This is a genomic window from Arthrobacter endolithicus, assembly GCF_026627425.1.
GTDB lineage: Bacteria > Actinomycetota > Actinomycetes > Actinomycetales > Micrococcaceae > Arthrobacter_M.
On record NZ_JAPNLH010000001.1, the window covers coordinates 364,743 to 380,642 of the forward strand.

The 15,900-nt window shown below is 61.6% G+C and carries 17 protein-coding genes and 1 pseudogene; 5 read left to right on the top strand and 13 right to left on the bottom strand.

The genetic code is table 11. The annotated features are described in order from the left end of the window. Positions 1 to 37 precede the first annotated feature (37 nt). From OS914_RS01705 to OS914_RS01720, 4 genes are all read right to left on the bottom strand, one after another. On the bottom strand, positions 38 to 421 hold the full coding sequence (locus OS914_RS01705) for a restriction endonuclease (protein ID WP_267544320.1): 384 nt from the start codon (positions 419 to 421) through the stop codon (positions 38 to 40). Positions 422 to 591: 170 nt separating this feature from the next. Continuing rightward, on the bottom strand, positions 592 to 1,119 hold the full coding sequence (locus tag OS914_RS01710; protein ID WP_267544321.1) for a hypothetical protein: 528 nt from the start codon (positions 1,117 to 1,119) through the stop codon (positions 592 to 594). A 22-nt stretch (positions 1,120 to 1,141) separates the two neighbouring features. Further along, positions 1,142 to 4,690, bottom strand: coding sequence for a MobF family relaxase (gene mobF / locus OS914_RS01715; RefSeq protein ID WP_267544322.1), 3,549 nt, complete (start codon positions 4,688 to 4,690; stop codon positions 1,142 to 1,144). Then, entirely contained in the window at positions 4,687 to 5,058 is a 372-nt protein-coding gene (locus tag OS914_RS01720; RefSeq protein ID WP_267544323.1) for a hypothetical protein, read from the bottom strand. Before OS914_RS01720 ends, mobF begins: the two co-directional genes overlap by 4 nt. Positions 5,059 to 5,605: 547 nt before the next feature. Here OS914_RS01720 and OS914_RS01725 point away from each other — a divergent pair. Next, positions 5,606 to 6,262 (top strand): helicase associated domain-containing protein, encoded by a 657-nt coding sequence (locus OS914_RS01725; RefSeq protein WP_267544324.1) that lies wholly within the window; start codon positions 5,606 to 5,608, stop codon positions 6,260 to 6,262. 12 nt (positions 6,263 to 6,274) lie between these two features. On the opposite strand, the gene OS914_RS01730 is transcribed toward OS914_RS01725, so the two are convergent. From OS914_RS01730 to OS914_RS01770, 9 genes are all read right to left on the bottom strand, one after another. Further along, complete coding sequence (locus tag OS914_RS01730; protein WP_267544325.1) at positions 6,275 to 6,556, bottom strand: ParB family protein; 282 nt, start codon at positions 6,554 to 6,556, stop codon at positions 6,275 to 6,277. Beyond that, on the bottom strand, positions 6,549 to 6,851 hold the full coding sequence (locus OS914_RS01735) for a hypothetical protein (protein ID WP_267544326.1): 303 nt from the start codon (positions 6,849 to 6,851) through the stop codon (positions 6,549 to 6,551). The genes OS914_RS01730 and OS914_RS01735 overlap by 8 nt, the downstream gene beginning before the upstream one ends. Before the next feature lie 6 nt (positions 6,852 to 6,857). Next, positions 6,858 to 7,136, bottom strand: coding sequence for a glutaredoxin family protein (locus tag OS914_RS01740; protein WP_267544356.1), 279 nt, complete (start codon positions 7,134 to 7,136; stop codon positions 6,858 to 6,860). Between the two features lie 377 nt (positions 7,137 to 7,513). Beyond that, entirely contained in the window at positions 7,514 to 8,572 is a 1,059-nt protein-coding gene (locus OS914_RS01745; protein WP_267544327.1) for a DUF4192 domain-containing protein, read from the bottom strand. Positions 8,573 to 8,912: 340 nt separating this feature from the next. Then, positions 8,913 to 9,899 carry an MAB_1171c family putative transporter gene (locus OS914_RS01750; RefSeq protein WP_267544328.1) on the bottom strand — a complete coding sequence of 329 codons (987 nt, stop codon included), beginning with the start codon at positions 9,897 to 9,899 and terminating at the stop codon, positions 8,913 to 8,915. Beyond that, positions 9,899 to 10,381 (bottom strand): hypothetical protein, encoded by a 483-nt coding sequence (locus tag OS914_RS01755; RefSeq protein ID WP_267544329.1) that lies wholly within the window; start codon positions 10,379 to 10,381, stop codon positions 9,899 to 9,901. Before OS914_RS01755 ends, OS914_RS01750 begins: the two co-directional genes overlap by 1 nt. Next, complete coding sequence (locus tag OS914_RS01760; RefSeq protein ID WP_267544330.1) at positions 10,368 to 11,261, bottom strand: oxygenase MpaB family protein; 894 nt, start codon at positions 11,259 to 11,261, stop codon at positions 10,368 to 10,370. Before OS914_RS01760 ends, OS914_RS01755 begins: the two co-directional genes overlap by 14 nt. A 1,174-nt stretch (positions 11,262 to 12,435) precedes the next feature. Beyond that, the gene (locus tag OS914_RS01765) at positions 12,436 to 12,642 is read right to left on the bottom strand and encodes a hypothetical protein (RefSeq protein WP_267544331.1); all 207 of its coding nucleotides are present in this window, start codon (positions 12,640 to 12,642) and stop codon (positions 12,436 to 12,438) included. A gap of 241 nt (positions 12,643 to 12,883) precedes the next feature. Next, positions 12,884 to 13,309, bottom strand: a complete 426-nt coding sequence (locus OS914_RS01770) for an Hsp20/alpha crystallin family protein (RefSeq protein ID WP_267544332.1) — start codon at positions 13,307 to 13,309, stop codon at positions 12,884 to 12,886. Positions 13,310 to 13,492: 183 nt separating this feature from the next. On the opposite strand from OS914_RS01770, the gene OS914_RS01775 reads away from it, so the two are divergent. The 4 genes and pseudogenes from OS914_RS01775 to OS914_RS01790 form a co-directional block, all read left to right on the top strand. Further along, positions 13,493 to 13,798, top strand: coding sequence for a MerR family transcriptional regulator (locus OS914_RS01775; RefSeq protein ID WP_267544333.1), 306 nt, complete (start codon positions 13,493 to 13,495; stop codon positions 13,796 to 13,798). A 125-nt stretch (positions 13,799 to 13,923) separates the two neighbouring features. Next, positions 13,924 to 14,262, top strand: a complete 339-nt coding sequence (locus OS914_RS01780; RefSeq protein ID WP_267544334.1) for a YegP family protein — start codon at positions 13,924 to 13,926, stop codon at positions 14,260 to 14,262. A 266-nt stretch (positions 14,263 to 14,528) separates the two neighbouring features. Next, positions 14,529 to 15,092, top strand: coding sequence for a hypothetical protein (locus tag OS914_RS01785; protein WP_267544335.1), 564 nt, complete (start codon positions 14,529 to 14,531; stop codon positions 15,090 to 15,092). Positions 15,093 to 15,283: 191 nt separating this feature from the next. Further along, positions 15,284 to 15,661, top strand: a pseudogene (locus OS914_RS01790) (IS21 family transposase); the annotation flags it as partial. Between the last annotated feature and the right edge of the window lie 239 nt (positions 15,662 to 15,900).

A 15,900-nucleotide genomic window follows, 5' to 3' on the forward strand; every position in this document is an offset into this window, starting at 1 on the left:
TTGTATCGACCTTGCATAGCCGTATCAATTGCATCCCTTATGGCGCGTTGGTCGACCAGTCGCCCTCGATGGTGTCCACGACGACTGCGCTGGTGAAGGGCTTCTTCGAGGATGCCGACAGGAACGAGTCAATGTCGTGCTTCTGGATCCTGTAGCCGGGCGCGTAGAACTTCACTTGGATGGCAGTCAGTCCACCGTCGGTACAGGCCGCGACCAAGTCGATGCCGTTGTCCTTGTTGGTGAAGTTCTCCGGACGGTGCGGCCAGTCCTTCAACAACCACACATCCGTGTACTGCGGGGCGTGAACGCCGTCGTTCTCCAGATACTGCTCGACAAGCTGCTCCAGATAGCTGCCCTTCATCCGTTCCGAGTCCGAGAGGTCGTGGTAGGTGCCAAGAAGCTCATCAAACGTAGTGGTCACAATTTCCCCAAGGTGGTACGGACATGAAAGAGGAAGCCTCGAAAGGCCTCCTTTGATTGTATGGGGCGCTAGCTTTGTCCGGCTGATGCAGGCGTTCCTATGCTCTGAGCACCTCGACTGTATGCGTGGGAGACATATGGGCACCAGCCGGGATGAAATCGCGCTTGCAGTTATGTTGCGGCGAGCACCGGGGCGATGGCTAGACAGGCGTGGGAGCGCAGGTAGTAAGTTGGCGGCCAGGGTGCGCCAACCCGAATTTGTGTCGGGTCGGGGCGGATGAGTAGGACTGACTCTGGCCAGATAGCAAACGTTCCGTTCTCGATCCAGCCTGGCTGAACGTAGCCAAACTTGTTCCAGCGGATGGTTGCCCAAGAGCCAGTCGGTTGGATTTCTTCGAAACTGAGGACGGTGATCTCAGCGGTGGCTTCGTGTTCACCTTTGATCCGGGATAGGTATTCCCACTGCCTGTTGGCAAATTGCTGCCACTGTCGCCGATTCTGAATGCGTCGAGACCAACGCCAAGCGGTAAAACCTGCGGCTAGGGCTACGACGGCCAGCGAGATCCACACGCCGGTAGGCGGAGGCCAAGAAAGAGCAACCACGGCGAGTACATACACGAGAACCACGCCGGCGATGGTGGTCATCGCGACGAGGAGGCCGCTGCTGAGCTGTGGCTTGACCATCGGATTAACCTCCATTGCCGCCTCCTCCGACTTCATTCTAAATTTCCCATCCGACATTGGTAAGGGCGGGACTGACAGGAACTTTCACGGTAGCCGCTCCATTGCTGGCGGCTGCGGTGTTCTGCATCCGGGCAAGTTCAGTTTCGAGTTGTCGCCGGTCGTTGGAGCGTTCCCATTCGTAATTCGCCGGGGGTGGCCCCAATGGTTCGGGGTCCTCCCCGATGAGCCAGCGGTCTCTGTATATGGCGATACGTTCCACCAATGTGTTTCGGTCAATCGCTGTACTGCCGTCGGGGAGCGAGTCTGTTAGCCGCCTTGTCCACGGCGAAGTGCCAGCCAACGCCTTCACCGTCAGGTCCTGAACTCTGGAGGCCGCGAGGCTGCGTACCTGGGCAATCATGTCCGTCAGGTCTGCCCGGCTACTGGCGACGTCCTCGTGCAGCCAATCGTCGAGGCTAGACGACTTGCTGTTACTGACCAGGCGTAGCCGTGAATGCAGGACAGCCATAACGTCCTTGGATTCGCCGGGACGCCGAAGCGTGTGCTCAAGCGTCACCGCGGCCGTATGTGGCTGGGTAGCGATGGCCCGTCTCCATGCGGCGACGCCCGCACCCCACGACGGCGCAGATTCCAGACTGCTCGAAACGCCCGGATGGAAACGTTCGACGGCGGCGCGCAGGTCATCTGCCGCGGCGATCTGCGCGAGGTAATCGTACTCGGCGGCAAGGCGGTGCAGCGAGTTTGTGTTCTCGTGTTCGTCGGCGACCTCGTGGGCGGTCCGCTCGGCACCTTGGGCTGCCAGGACTTCACCCAGGATGTCCAGCCAGGTCGCTTCGGGCGCTTTGTGCAGCTCGTCGTCGCGAGCGGGACCGGATTCACAGACGTAGGCGCTGTTGCTGTCCCGCCCGCGTGTCATGCCTACGTAGAACAGCTCACGCGTCAGGCACCCCTGTGTCAGCAACGTGTGGCTGGTATCGACTGTGATGCCCTGGGAACGATGCGCCGTCGTCGCATATCCAAGCTCGGTTGCCTCCACGAGGTACTCGCTACTTAGCCGGATGCTCCTGCCCGTATCGAGCCGGCGGCCCACAGTTGATCCGTCATGGCTCGGCCTCGCAGTGATCCTGATGAGAGTGCCATTGCGGATGAAATCGCCGGAATCATCGATGAGGCGCCGGTCGTTCTTCCGGGCAATAACGGTGTCACCCCGGCCGGCGCTGAGCCCGTCGCTCAGACGCACTGTCCGCCCAGCATCAACCCTGCCCTGATCCACCAGCTCGGCATGGGCGCGTTCATTGAGGACCGCGACGGTCTCGTTGTCCGGCGCAATGAGAATGGAAGAAACCCCGGCCTGGATGTCCGATGCCCACCGCTCATATGCCTGATCGATCATCTCCAGGTATTCGCCTTGGTGGAAACGCCCATGCGACGCGTATGCCTGGATCGCCCTAAAGTCACCCACGCGCAGCAGGAGTGACGCAGGCCCTTCCCACTCATTACTGAACCTGCGCACACTGGTCAATTGAACCGCCTTGCCCTGCCGGTCCAACCAGCCCAGGATCCCACCGGCATCGATCGCATCGAGCTGCGCAGGATCACCCACCAGAACGATCTTCGCGCTGGCATCACGCGCCTGATGTACCAGGGCCGCCAGTTGCACGGTCGAAACCATCGACGCTTCATCAATGATCACCAACTGATTGCGCCGGAAAGTCCACTGCTCCTGGCGCATGGCCAAATCAGCCATCCGCTGCGCCGCCCTGATCCGTTGCCACGGGGACGGCGAATCAGCAGCTTCCAAGTCCCGAAACTGTTCCGCCCGATGGGCGGCACCTTGTCCCACCGTTTCGTACAACCATTTGGCCACATTCTCAGCCGCCAAGCCCAGCTTCCTGCCGAGCACCTCGGCGCTCGCGGCTGCCGGGGCAAGTCCGACGACGCTGCCCGCACCGTAGGCCTGTTCCCAGCCATCGCGGATGGCGGCCATGGTGGTGGTCTTGCCTGACCCTGCGGGGCCGACGACGGCGTCAAGGAACCTGCCGCTGGAAAGCACCTCATGTGCTGCGGCGCTTTGATCTGGGGCTAGCGCTCCCCGGCCCGGGCCGTTGTGGTTTTGGGCGAGGAACGTGTCGGTGAGGTCGGGCGCGATGGCGGGTCCGCCGTCGTCGTTCCTGGCGTCCATGACCAGCTGCTCATCGGCGAGGATGCCGATGTCGGTGTACAGGCGGGTGCCGTGGAATTCGAAGACGGCGTGACCGGCGAAGGCGAGGTCATCGCCGGCTTTGAGCGGGACCTTGTAGCGGTAGGCGTTGAGCGCGACGCACTGGGACTCGCCGGCTGTGGTGACGGCGTCAATCATGTGGCGGCGGTCAGCAGGGGAGGCACATCGGATTTCGGCGCAGATACGCTCCGCCTCGGCCAGGAGGTTCCAGCGGTTCCAAGTGGCTCGGCGATGAGCCACTGCCAACCGTGCGGCGGCGGCAGCGGCGTTGACCCACGGTTCGGTGAGGTCTGCGGCGGTAACGGGGCGTTCATGTGAGCGGTTGATGGTGTGGCGGATGACCTGGACGGGCTCAAAGTCAAGCCGCACGGCCCGGGACCGCCAGCCTGCGGCAAGGTCGCTTAGGGGTCGCGGTTCCTTGCCCTTGGCTAGTCTGGTGGACAGTGTGGCCTGCTGGCGCAGCTTGACGACCATGGTGGGGGAGGGTCCCCGGCCGTGTTCCATCGTCCAAGCTTGGATGAGGCGGTCTTTCTCCTCGTCGATGCGCCGGGACCGGTTGGAGAATTCATGAATTAGGGAGTCATCGACACCCACGAGCTCATGGCGCGGGTTGCGCTCGCGGTTGGCGGGTGGGCGAAAGCCCGGGACCGCGCCCAGCCGTTCCTGCAACCGGTCAAAGAGCAGGCCGTTGTAGTGTTCACTGGCCGCCACGGTCGCCTTGTAGAGCGTACGTGAATCCACGGTGGACCATGCGCCGTCCGTAGCCCGCTGCACCCTGTTGGCGACGACGAGATGCGTGTGGAGCTGTGGATCGCGGGCACGCGATTCCCAATGGTCAAACGCAGCGGCGACTGCGCCTTTTGTGGCAACGTGGGAGACACCGCCCCGACCGGTGCGGGTGTGGATGGCAGATTCCTCAAGCCACTCGAGGACCTGGTTTACGGCGTCGTGGTGGGCGGCGAGGACCTGCTGCTGAACGTCGTGCGGAGCCAGCGCCCACAAGACGGAAACGGACTTGGGGACGCTGAAGGTCAGGTCGAACCCGGCAACGGCGACGCGTTGAATTTCCTCGCCATTGCGGTGGGCGACGGTGGTTTCGCCGTGGTGTCGGCCCAACGGCTGATGCGTGTCGGGGTGGTTTGCGTCGGTGAAGACGGCGCTGGCGTCGTCACTGGTGACGAGGTCGAGCCTTGAGCGGTTGACGCCTTCAAGACCGCTGCCGAGCCAGCGGCCCGGGGGAGTGCCGGTCTTCATGTAGTAGCTGGTGGCATCGCCTGGGGTGAGGGGGACGTCGTCGTGCATGGTGGTTTTCAGCAGGTACTTGACGCCGCTGTGCGCGGTCAGCCGGGCGATGGAGACCGTCATCGGGAGTTTGCCGGGATTTTCGTGTTCCAGCTTCGACGTCGGAAGATCTCCGCGGTGGGCCGGTCGAGGGGGATGCCGAGATGGTTGGTGAGCTGGAGCATGCGGACGGCGATCTGCATCAGATCCTGCAGGTCTGCCTTTCGGTCCTTCAGAATTCGCGAGACCTCTAGCTTCAGTTCCACCGTTTCAGCCTTGGTTTCTGCGAGTTGACCACACAGGTCTAGGCGCTGGGCGCTCATAAGGTGCAGCTGGGACCGTTGTTCGTCGATGACTTTGTCTCTGGCAAAGATGGTTTCATGGGACTTGGACAGGACCACGGCTGTTCCAGATTGCAGGCTGTGCCGGTATTGCTTTTCGGCCGTTAACAATCGTGCGTTCCCACTGGCGCGTTCGACGGCGACCAGCGTTTGGGTGCTTACTCGAGCTGTGGTTTGTCGCGTGTAGCGGCGGCGGCGTTCGCGGGCGCGTCCGGAGCACTTTGCTGAACAGTACAACTGTGTAGCCCGTCTTGGTTCAAATGGGGCTTGGCATTCTGGGCACTTTTGCGTAGACACATAGATTCATGGCCGCTTGGGCCGTGGCCACCATGACTGCCCGTGGGACTTCCTGCCACGGGCGCGGCCTTGGGTGCCAGACGTGTGACGCTCTTACTGTGACGATGGCATGCCTCTAAATCGATGATTTTCCTGAAGCGGTCAGCTGCACGGTGGCGCGTTGGCAAATGCGCCTGGTGATCTCGGCGGACGGAGCACGGCATGGTGGCGGGCGGGGGAAGTGTGGCAGAGGGGAGGGCTACAGGGTGGGATTCCGGCGGCTTGTCTTCGTGGGGCTGTCGGTGATTGGATTTCGAGTCGGAGCCATTCGGTTTTCCGCGGGGGGTGAATTCTGACGCTCGGGGTTGGTAGTCTCCACTTCATGGCTAAAAGCGGCCCTGAGGGTGAGACGGTGCGGATGTTCCGTGCTGGCATCCCGGCTGCCACGATTATTAGACTGACCGGCGTCCCGCGGTCGACGGTATTTCGGCGGATCCAGGTCGCGAAGGAGCGTGATTCAACATTGCGTTCTGATCACATCGCGAGCTGGAAGCCGACCCCGGAGCGGGAGACCAAGGCCATTCCGTCGGGTTGGGAGACACGGGCCCAAACGATCCGTGAATATCGAGAACGGACGGGTTGCTGGCCAGACCAGCATTCGCAGGACGCCGAGGCGAGGGCCATGGCCCGATGGCTGGCGGAGCGGCTGGCCGCGTGGCGTCATCTTGAGTTGCCGTGCGGGCACGAGGCGTGGCTTGATGAGCAGATTCCGGGATGGAAGCAACCATCTCGGGCTGTCCGGGATGCGCAGCGTTGGGTGGAACGACTCGACCAGTTGGTGACCTTCACGTCGCAGACAGGATCGTGGCCGCGGTACCCGGGGGCAGCTGATGACCATGAGCGGGTTCTTGGTGTGTGGCGGCATGTGCAGCGACAAAAGCTCAGCCAGGGAACCCTCCCTCCGGAGCAGCTCGCCGCTCTTGATTCACAAGCTCCAGGCTGGCAGGGGCCTAAGGATCAGGGACGGCGGAAGTCTTAGCACCCTCCGGCCTTACTGTTGCCGGTCGCGTGGGTTTTTCTTTCGTTCAGTCTTTTGTTCGATCCTTGTGCGTTGTCCCGGGCGGAGGGCTCCGGGACCGGCTCCTTCCCAGGGATGGCCGTTGTGGTGTTTGCGTTGGATCCGGCGTACTTCTTTGAGCGTGGCGGCTTCGATGAGTTCGGAGATCGACGCGTAGCCTTCGGCGTGGCCGGCGGCCAGGAACGCGGCCCGTACCTGGTCCGCGTCTTCACGGGTGAAGTAGGGGGCGAAGGAGGAGGGTTTGTTTTTACTCATCGGTTCCTTTACTGTCCCAAGGGACGGGGCCGCCCCGGTAACTGCCGGAGACGGTGCTTGCCCTGGCCCGGCGGACCTCTGCCATCGTGAACGTGTTCGCCAGTTCCGCCCTGATGTGCCGTTCACAGTCCTGGAGGATGAGCTGGCGGCGCGCGGTCAGGTCAGCCAGGCTGTCCATTCCTGTCTTCTCGTCGTGGTGGCCTTGGGCCAGGCCGGTCTCGTACCCTGACATCCAGATCCGCCATGCCAGCGGATCGGCGGTGATGAAGGCGGCCAGTTCTTCCTCTCCCATCATGGCCCCTCACTTCCCCGCACCAGCGGTCGCTGGCGTGCTGGCCTTGGTGTGGAACGCTGCGATGGCCTGGTCAATCATGTCCGGGCGGAGTCCCGACCAGTGGAAGTGATCATCCACGATAACGATGGGGGCCTGGGAATACCCGAGCTCTTCGGTGACGTATTCCAGTGCGGCGGGCGTCGTGGTCAGGTCGACGTCCCGGAAGGGAATCCCCGCGGTGGTGAATTTCTCGGCCGTTTTGCGACAGCCGAAGCAGCCGGGCTTGGAATAGAGGGTGATGGTCAGCATGGTCAGTACCTGGGTTTCGTATGGTCAAAAGTTACGTTCGTCTGTGCTGCTGTATAGGTTTAATTGTACGCTTCATTCATATGAATGAACAGGTGTTTTGGTCTGATGTGACGGGGTTTTGAGAGGATAGGTGGGCTGTTTCGGGTGTCGTTTCTGGCGTGCGCGGCGCCCGGTGGGTGTGGTGCAGGAACGGATAGAACCTCATCGCCAATCCCCCCAGCCGCCTGAAAACCCCGGCTCCCCGGCCAAAGGCTCCTGTCCCCACTCACCCTTCTCCCGTCTGTTCATTGGGTCGTCCATGCTGCCTGACACTGGCCCTGAGCTTTCGGTGCATGAAAGTCATTGCCGCTTGTCCCGTTTTTCGTGTCTGGTCTTTAGACCATCCCCATCCCGCCGATTTCGGGGCCGCGGATATGCGGCGGTTGGTATGCCGTCTGGCGGCTGGTGGCCCAGTCGGAGACGATGCCTTGGCAGACGAGGAGGTCTGTGAGTTGAGCCAGGCGGTAGTCCGGGTCTGCTTCCAGGGCGCGTTCGAAACATTGGTGGGCTTTGCTGCCGTGGCCTTCCCACCACTGAATGACGCCCAGGCTGGTCAGCACGGGTGCGGCGTCACGACCGTCAGTACGCAGGTAGAGCTGGAACAGGACCTCGGAGGCGCGGTCGACGCGTTGCCAGCGCGGGATTTGTTTGGTTTGCCCCAGGAGGAGGTCGCGCATGCTGTCGTCGATGCCAGGGATATCGGCGAGGAGCCTATCTCGGACCGTGATGAACTTCAGGTTTGCGATGAGTTCGGCGGCCTCGTCGTCGGTAGGTTCGCCACCGCCGTCGAGCATCTTGTTCCACAGTGTCCTGGCCCGGGTGATGGCGGCCCGCGGATTCATGGCTTCGATCCTGAAACAATGCCGCAGGACTTCGGTGCTGAGGTCCGGGCGGCCTACGACGGGGATGCGGAAACCCGGTGATGTCTCGATGCTGGATCCGCGGAAGACAAGTTCTGCGTTGAGTTCGCTGGACAGGATTCCCTCCAGCGGATGGCTGGTCGCCGCGCCGGTTCCCATGTGCAGATAGTTGGTGAAGGTGGTTTCCCCGATAAGCCAGCCATCCCGAACCATGACTCCTTGTTCGCTGAGCTTCCCGGTCAGGGATTCCATGACTTCTTCGTGCGGTCGCAGTTGGCCTGGAGCCCAGGGGGTGCTGGTGAAAATACCGAAGACGACGCCGGTTGCTTCACGATCTGCGCCGACGTTGCGCAGGATGTGCTCGACCAGGTGGTCTGTATTTGTGCCGGGCCGGGGCAGATCGATCCGGAGGGTGCCGCCGATGCGCCGGTCGTCGATTAGGACGCAAACCAGGCTTTCTTGAGGCCAGAAGCCCAGACTATGGCCTATGAGGGCGATGAAGTCGTCAGGGGTTTTGATACTGAGCTTTTCCATGATGCCTCCGCGCGCCGGTACCGCCGGCTAATGCCAGCTGCACCTACTCATGGCTAGTGGGAGCGCCGACTACCTGACCGCGCAGCCGGTGCGTGCCGTCAGGTCCGGAGGAGCGTTAAGCCGCGAAACTGGTAATCGAAGATCGCAATGAGCCATCGGTGCAGGCGGGCAGCGGCTATCTACACAGCCGTTTCCAGTAGGCTCAGATTCTGGTTTGTCACGTCAACGCGGCTGGTAAAGAATCCGGCAACGACGCAGCTCCCGTATACAGCGGCCGGCCTTCCTGAACGTATACGAATAACGGCGCCCCTGAGGAGGGCTTTTAGAGCCTGGAGCCCTTCTAGGCATGCCGAGTGAGAACGTCCTCAGCGTGTTCGAGGAGGGACAGGTCACGGGGCGTCATCGCAGGAGCCATATGTCCTCGGGCCATTTCGCAGTCGCGGATCTCAATGACGCGGCGGTGCAGCTGTGTTTCGGGATGACGCCGAAAGGTGTTCAACGCGTTCCTAATGGGCGGCTCGAGGACTAGATCCGGCCGCTGGGCGGTCTGTTTGCGCCAGAGTGGAAATAATTTGATGAGCAGAATCCAGGACCGGAATCCCAGCCTTTCGCGGTGCAGTTGTCCTGGCATGCGCACAATGATGAGCCCGAGACTGACCATGAGCACGGCTAGGGTTTCACCGATGGAGTAGAAAGCATCTAGGGCACCGATGTCTGCGCCGTGCGGACCCTCGTTATGGAGGACTGCGCCGTAGGCGAGGCGGTCCACCAGGACAAGGGCGAACGCGAGACACCCGAGTCCGATGAGCGCGAAGCCTGCCCTAAACGCTCTGGAGCGCATTTGCGGGACGTTATGTCGGCATACCCGAGCGATGTCGAAGCAGACCCAGATAATGAAGGCCGAACCGGACCAGAGGAATACGGCCATTCCGGGTTGGTTGCCGTAGGTGAGCGGGAAGTTCTGATCCGACGCATTCGTGCGGCTTGTGAAGAATCCGACGGCGACGGCGGCCCCGGCGCACGCGATAGCCGCGCGGCCGACGGTGACTTGCCGTCGTCGTCGTTCTCCGTTGGGAACCATAGCCAGCACGATGGCTGTGCGGAACTGCCAGAAGCCGCAGAGTAGGAAAAGCAGTAGGAGCAGTCCGGCATAGTTAAGGCCGCCCAGGCTGGGGTCGATGAGCAGGTAGATCCTAGGGACGTAGAGGGTGCATGCAACGGCGGCCAGAACGGTGGCGCGGAAGACGCTTCCGCGCTTGGCATCGAACATGGTGGGGAGGCGGATTGCGGAGAGAATCCAGAGCGTGAGGGCGGGCACGAATTCCATCAGCCGAACACTTCATTGAAGGATAGCGGCTCCTGGCTTCCGCTGGTGGTGCTGTGGATGAGGCGGGTGGCCAGCCGGTCCGCCAGCGCCTCCGCTGTCAGTTCGTCGTCGTCGCGGTAACTGCTGCGGTTCAGCGTCGACCGTATCCTGCTGATATCCAGCCCGGGCAGCTGGACGGGTGGACATGGACTGGTTGCGTGGATGTCGTGATGCAGGATCATGTGGCTGAATTCGTGCAGGATGAGGTGTTGGCGGTGCCACGGCGAGCGGGTCGGGGCGTGGATGATCAGGTCCTGGTCGTCGAGAACGAGCCACAGGGCGCAGACGTCCGCGCCAGTGAGGCGGGGAAGTTCGACGATGGTGATGGGTTGGCAGCGTGAGGACTCAATGGCTTTACGGATTGAGTCTAAGGTGACTTCGGATGGCAGGTTCAGGCGGCAGTCAGCGGTTCTGGCGATCTTGCGGGCCTCACGGTAATTCACTGCTGGCCGCCTCTGCCGGGCCCATGATGTTCATTGGGCCGATCTGATCGAGAGTGTATCCATCGGGGTAGAGCGAGGTCGCGGACTTACCGGGGGAGAAGTGCGGTTCTGGGTTGAGCGAACGACGACGGCAGGCTGCGTTGCGGATTGCCAGTCCCGCGCTGAGCGCGGCCTGCATCAGCCGGTTGGCGCGGGGGAGGCCGAGCGCTTCGGTGAGTCGGTCGTCGTCGAGCATTGCAGCGATCATTGGTCGGGTCACCGGCCGGAAGACGCGCGGCAGCCGGCTCTGCAGGACCTGGATAGTTGAGTCCATCAGCTGGCGCCCCGAATCGGATCCGGTCACGTTGTTAGCCTCATAGGCGTCGAAGAGGACTGCAGCGGCTTCGAAGGTCCTGGGAAGGCTTTCGAGGTGCATTCGCTGGCCAAGTTCAAGGAAGAACCTCGTAGCTGCCTCAATCTCGGAGCTGATGGGTTTCCGCCAGCCGTATTTTTGGGTCCAGCGGATCGGGACGACAAGGAGGGTCAGCAGGACGTAGCGGAAGTCATCGCTGGTGCCAGGGACGTAGCGGTGGACGTGGTTCAGTAGCGCGGTCATATGTCGGCCGCGGTCGCTGTCCAGGCCTGCGACGATCATTTCGTAGATGATGATGGCCGTGTCGTAGGAACGCTTCATGGGCCGTTGCGGGATTTCACCGTTGGCATTGAGGGTTTCCGCGATGCTGGGGACGGCGAAGTTGCGATAGTAGGCGAGGAAGAAGCCGAGCTCCATGTCGGCGGCCAAATCGAAGAGGACCATTTCCCGGAAGGTCTCTTCCCAGGCTTCCGGGCGTGCCTGCTGTTGGAGTCTGAGGCTTTCGGCGAGACTCGCGTGCATTCGCATCTTTGAGACCTCCACACTTGTGGCACCAACGCAGGCCGAGTTGGGACTGGGGGCGATGTCTCCAATCGTAGGCCCGCTCGACATGGGTTTTCAACGGACACCGCGGCTCTGCCGTGGGTCCTAATTCCCGTTACGGGTCTTTACTGCCGCCAACTCTGCCCTTAAGCCTCTTTCGCCCTTTATCATCAAGTGCCGGTGGGCGGCAGTGAAGGCCGGAGCCGCGATCGGGGTTAGGAGTCGCATCCATCGCTGCGTCGGACGGACCCGCCACTCGATCTGCATTTTCGTTAGGAGGCCATCTCGGCCCGCGGGAAACAGTGCCACTCTCCCGGTTCCCACCAAATCGCCTCCCGCAGCGAATTCGATCCGATGCGGCGGCTCGACCAGCGTTGGATGGACTGTGATGCTGAGCGTGTAACCCAGGACTGCTCGAAATCTCAGTGGCGCAGTCGTGGCTAATAAAACAGCGGCAGGCGTCTCGCTGGATATCGCTGATCGGGTCAGCGGTCCTCCGAACGAACACCCAGGCCACCATGTTGGCCAGCTCATATTCGGGTCCGCTATGACGGACCATACGGATTCTGGAACTGTATCCAGCAGCCACGTGGACATCAGATCATATTGACGCTCGATCATGTCATCAGCATTCCACACGGCGTACCGTGCAAGGAATGCTGGTTGAATGTAGGGGGATCGAAGCCTCGGTGATGCGGCGCAAGCTGCGCCGTTGCCGAACCTTAGCCGAAGCGGAAGCCAAGGCTAAACCTGACCGAAGGGGTGACAGGCGAATTCAGATCCCTGGCATGCCTCAGAAGAACCGTTGAGTCTGGCCGAGTCTGTAGTACCAGCGAGCAGTGTCCGGTCATTCCCGAGCGGTAGTTCTCCACTCCCCCGTATCATCCAAGGCTTACTGCTGTGACGCGGCGAGATTCCGTGCCGTTCTTGAATACGGTGTCTACTCAACCACTGGACAAGGCCCTTTCGGTGTTGTGAGCCCGGTTGCCGCAGGCCCTACCACTCCTTTGAAGGTTCAGCGCGCACTTGTGTGGCCTTATTTTATTGGCTCCCTGCCCGTAGGGGGATTTCGATTCGGACGCGGATGGGGCAGCCCTGCATTGCTGAGATCGGTACGCTTAACGAAGTACACAGTGAGGGGAACTGTATGGGACCGGATCTAGTAGTTCGGCAGTGCACCGACGAGGATTTGGCTGCCTTGGAAGAGGCTGAACCGCCAGGATCGGGCATCCCACGCTACTTTCTTAGTGAGCAGGCCCCAGGAAATATGGCGGCGCATCAGGGATCTGTACGCGCGGCCGACGTCACCGGCGCTGGCATCGGGGCCCAGGTGCAGAACGGCATAGTAATCCGGTGACGTCGTCATGAGATCTGACGCTTCCTGTCGACAGCTTGTGGCGCCGGGCGCCTGCGTCGGTGCCGGCATTGCTGTGGTGGCAGTGGTTGGGGTGGGATGGTCCCCGGCCGCTGGGGCCGGGGACCATCGGTGCCGGAGGCAGTGCCACTAGCCGTCTCTCCGTTCGGCCTCCGGCGAGGTTGACGTGCCGTGGAGGCTACCGCCCTGCTCCCTTTTTAGAACGGGTGCTGAGGGTGCTTTCCCTCGTGGTTTAGGAGTTGATGGATTGGCGGTCTCCTTCTTTGGTGGTGGTGATGGAGATCTTGCGGGGTTTGGCCCGTTCCGCCACCGGGATGCGCAATGTCAGCACGCCGGAGTCGTAACTGGCCTGGATGTTTTCTGTATCCAGGTTCTCGCCCAGGACCAGTTGGCGGCTGAACACACCCCGGGGCCTTTCAGCGGCGAGCATCTCCTTGTTCCCGTCCAGGCCCGGGCGTTCGGCCCTGACGGTGACCACGTTGCGTTCCACGTCCAGGTTGATCGAGTCCGGGCTGACACCGGGCAGGTCAAACTCGACGTCAAAAGTGTCCCCTTCACGCCAGGCGTCCATCGGCATGGCCGTCGGCCGGGCCGCGGTCCCCAGTACCTGCTGGGCCAGTCGGTCAAGTTCACGGAACGGGTCTGTACGCATCAACATGGCTATTCACTCCTTGTCAGTGTCACTTGATGCCATCTTCACTTGCTTACTGCCCATCAAGACCTGTCATGATGGGCATAGATTTTTTATAACACGGCTGCCACACTGGTGCAAGAGGATTTTTTACAGACTAAAGATTCTGCAGGGCCGGGGAACTTTGCAGGACCAGGCACAGGAAGGGGGATGCCCGTAGTGATCCGGGATCAGCGGGCGCGTGGGGTATACGCTATCTCAGTTGCGGCTGAACTCGTCGGGACCGGTCAGCAGAACCTTCGGCTTTACGAACGCAAGGGTCTGGTGGTGCCCGGGCGTGCAGAGGGCGGTACGCGCCGGTACAGCGAGAACGATCTGGTGGTCCTGCGCCGGATTGCGGAACTCCTCGCTCAGGGACTTAACACCTCCGGTATCCGCCTGGTCCTGGCTCTGGAAACTGAAAACCAGGCCCTCAAGACCGAACTCTCACACCCCATGGACCGCCCAGATGGGTAACGCCACACGACAGCCAACCCAGAACCCGGTCACCACCGCTGGCGTTGCGGGAGTATCCGTGGAATAGGGGAACCGGGCGTGGCACGCATCAGGTCGGCCTGAGGTGACGGGATAGGGAGTGCACTGTGGCAGGTAAGTTCGAACTCCACAGGGACAAATCCGGCGGTTGCCGGTTCCGGCTCAAGGCCGGATACGGCGAAATCATTGCCTCATCCGAGAGCTACAAGACCAAGGCCGGTGCGCTGGGCTCACCGTTCAACGTTAGCGCCTGGGCCTCGCCCTTGCGGCCGTCATACTGGCGGCGGCTCGGGCGAGGCTGGCGGCTGGGATCGCTGGTGGGCATCGCGGCGCGAGAAGAACGACCTCTACACGTTCTTCGGAGATGTCTGGACGGCGCAGGTCATAGACGAGATTTGGACGTACTACGAGACGACGCTCCCCTCGGCGATCCAAGAGCTCACTGACGCAGAGCCCCTACGGGTTAGGCTGGAACGGTACCGCCGAGTCATAGCACGTCGGCTTCGACGTCTGAGGCAAGAACCAGGGATCCAGCTACTATTTCCCGACCCGTTCCCGCCGGTAACCAGCACGCCCTCCCGGACGCAGCTCAAGATCCCCCCGCCGCAGGGCCCGATGCGCCACCGGCTTGCGGGCGCCTTGAATGGCCTCCGTTGGCAGCTCTGGTCCAGCAGATTTCCCTTTTTCAGCCGGGACGAGTCGCTGGGAAAGTATGCCCACGCTGATGTTGCCTATGGCCGATCCGTCGTTGGCCCTCGACGTAGTCGAGCCCGAGGTGCCTCAGCATCTCCGTCCGGGCATGCCGTCCGCGATCATTCCCATGACGTCGAGAAACAGCGAGCCGGAGAGCCGAGCAGCTACTCTCACAGTCATGGAATCTAAAGATGGGGCGTCCGAGTCGATCGAAGCGAAATTGCGCGCCCTGCAGGGAGAAGGCCGTGAACCTGACCAGGCGAGCCGCTACGACCTCCCGTTGAAACTGAGCCACGGCTCCCTCGGTGCGATCGAGGAGGTTTTCGGCGAACAGCTTGTATTCGGCAAACGGGGCCTGAATGCCAAGGACGTCGCGGCCGCCCCTCAAGCCCGTCTCAACGAGCTTGTCGAACTTCACGAGTGGGCATCGTTCTGGGGTGCACAGGGTATTGACGCGGATAGATGGATGAACACATACCGATCGGAACTCTCGGGGCGTCTACTCGTGCCAGCTGCCCGCACGCTGAACGCTGGCGTTTCGATGGCGATGTACGCCGACACGGTATTGTTGCCCGATTGTTAGCGGCCATGAAAAACTGCCCATAGGCGGCCACGTAACTGCCCACTGATGGCCAGCAGAAATGCCCATTGGTGGCCATGAGATCTGCCCACTCATATTTTCTAGCATCGCCGTGTTGTTAACGGCGGGAGCCCCTTCCTGGGGTTTGATGTCGGTGTCTAGTCGCACCAAACCAAACCAGGAAGAGGCTCTCTATGAAGTCTGACGGAGAAATCATGGAAATTCTTGAAGCGTACGATCTTACGAAGTCGTTTCGCGCCGCGGCCGTGCTCGCGGGCTGTTCCCACCACACGGTCGCCAAACACGTCGCCGCCCGGGAGGCCGGCCGACCCCTGGCTGAACCAGTGGCCAGAGACAAGATCACCGATGAGTACCTGCCCAAGATCGAGGAGCTCGTGGAAAAGTCACGAGGCCGGATCCGAGCCGATATCACCCACCAGAAGCTGGTAGGCATGGGCTTTGAGGGTTCTGAGCGTTCCACCCGCCGAGCGATGGCCCAGGTCAAGGCCGAGTGGAAGCTCGGACGGGTGCGCGTGCACCGGCCCTGGATCACCGAGCCTGGCGGATGGCTTTTATGAAGAATTCTTCATAAGAGCCACTATGTAGAACGCGCGGTTATGCAGAAACCAGGTGGTCCTGGCCGGGAAATGAGTTGCCGTCGTGCTGATCTGTTCTGGTCGGCTTTCTACATAATTACAGCCCTTCCAGGAATGCCAATAGGTCATCGGGTGGCCGGTACCGGCCGGGCGTGGTGCTCGGGGGCGCCGTTCGGTCGAGAGCGCGCTGCTTCAGGTCGAGATCGGCGTGCAGG

Excerpts from the sequence above, each read along its gene's own strand:
- OS914_RS01710 (WP_267544321.1), bottom strand. The coding sequence starts at position 1,119 with ATGGAGGTTAATCCGATGGTCAAGCCACAGCTCAGCAGCGGCCTCCTC.
- mobF (WP_267544322.1), bottom strand. The coding sequence starts at position 4,690 with ATGACGGTCTCCATCGCCCGGCTGACCGCGCACAGCGGCGTCAAGTAC.
- OS914_RS01725 (WP_267544324.1), top strand. The coding sequence starts at position 5,606 with ATGGCTAAAAGCGGCCCTGAGGGTGAGACGGTGCGGATGTTCCGTGCT.
- OS914_RS01730 (WP_267544325.1), bottom strand. The coding sequence starts at position 6,556 with ATGAGTAAAAACAAACCCTCCTCCTTCGCCCCCTACTTCACCCGTGAA.
- OS914_RS01735 (WP_267544326.1), bottom strand. The coding sequence starts at position 6,851 with ATGATGGGAGAGGAAGAACTGGCCGCCTTCATCACCGCCGATCCGCTG.
- OS914_RS01745 (WP_267544327.1), bottom strand. The coding sequence starts at position 8,572 with ATGGAAAAGCTCAGTATCAAAACCCCTGACGACTTCATCGCCCTCATA.
- OS914_RS01750 (WP_267544328.1), bottom strand. The coding sequence starts at position 9,899 with ATGGAATTCGTGCCCGCCCTCACGCTCTGGATTCTCTCCGCAATCCGC.
- OS914_RS01760 (WP_267544330.1), bottom strand. The coding sequence starts at position 11,261 with ATGCGAATGCACGCGAGTCTCGCCGAAAGCCTCAGACTCCAACAGCAG.
- OS914_RS01765 (WP_267544331.1), bottom strand. The coding sequence starts at position 12,642 with ATGACGACGTCACCGGATTACTATGCCGTTCTGCACCTGGGCCCCGAT.
- OS914_RS01770 (WP_267544332.1), bottom strand. The coding sequence starts at position 13,309 with ATGTTGATGCGTACAGACCCGTTCCGTGAACTTGACCGACTGGCCCAG.
- OS914_RS01775 (WP_267544333.1), top strand. The coding sequence starts at position 13,493 with ATGCCCGTAGTGATCCGGGATCAGCGGGCGCGTGGGGTATACGCTATC.
- OS914_RS01785 (WP_267544335.1), top strand. The coding sequence starts at position 14,529 with ATGCCCACGCTGATGTTGCCTATGGCCGATCCGTCGTTGGCCCTCGAC.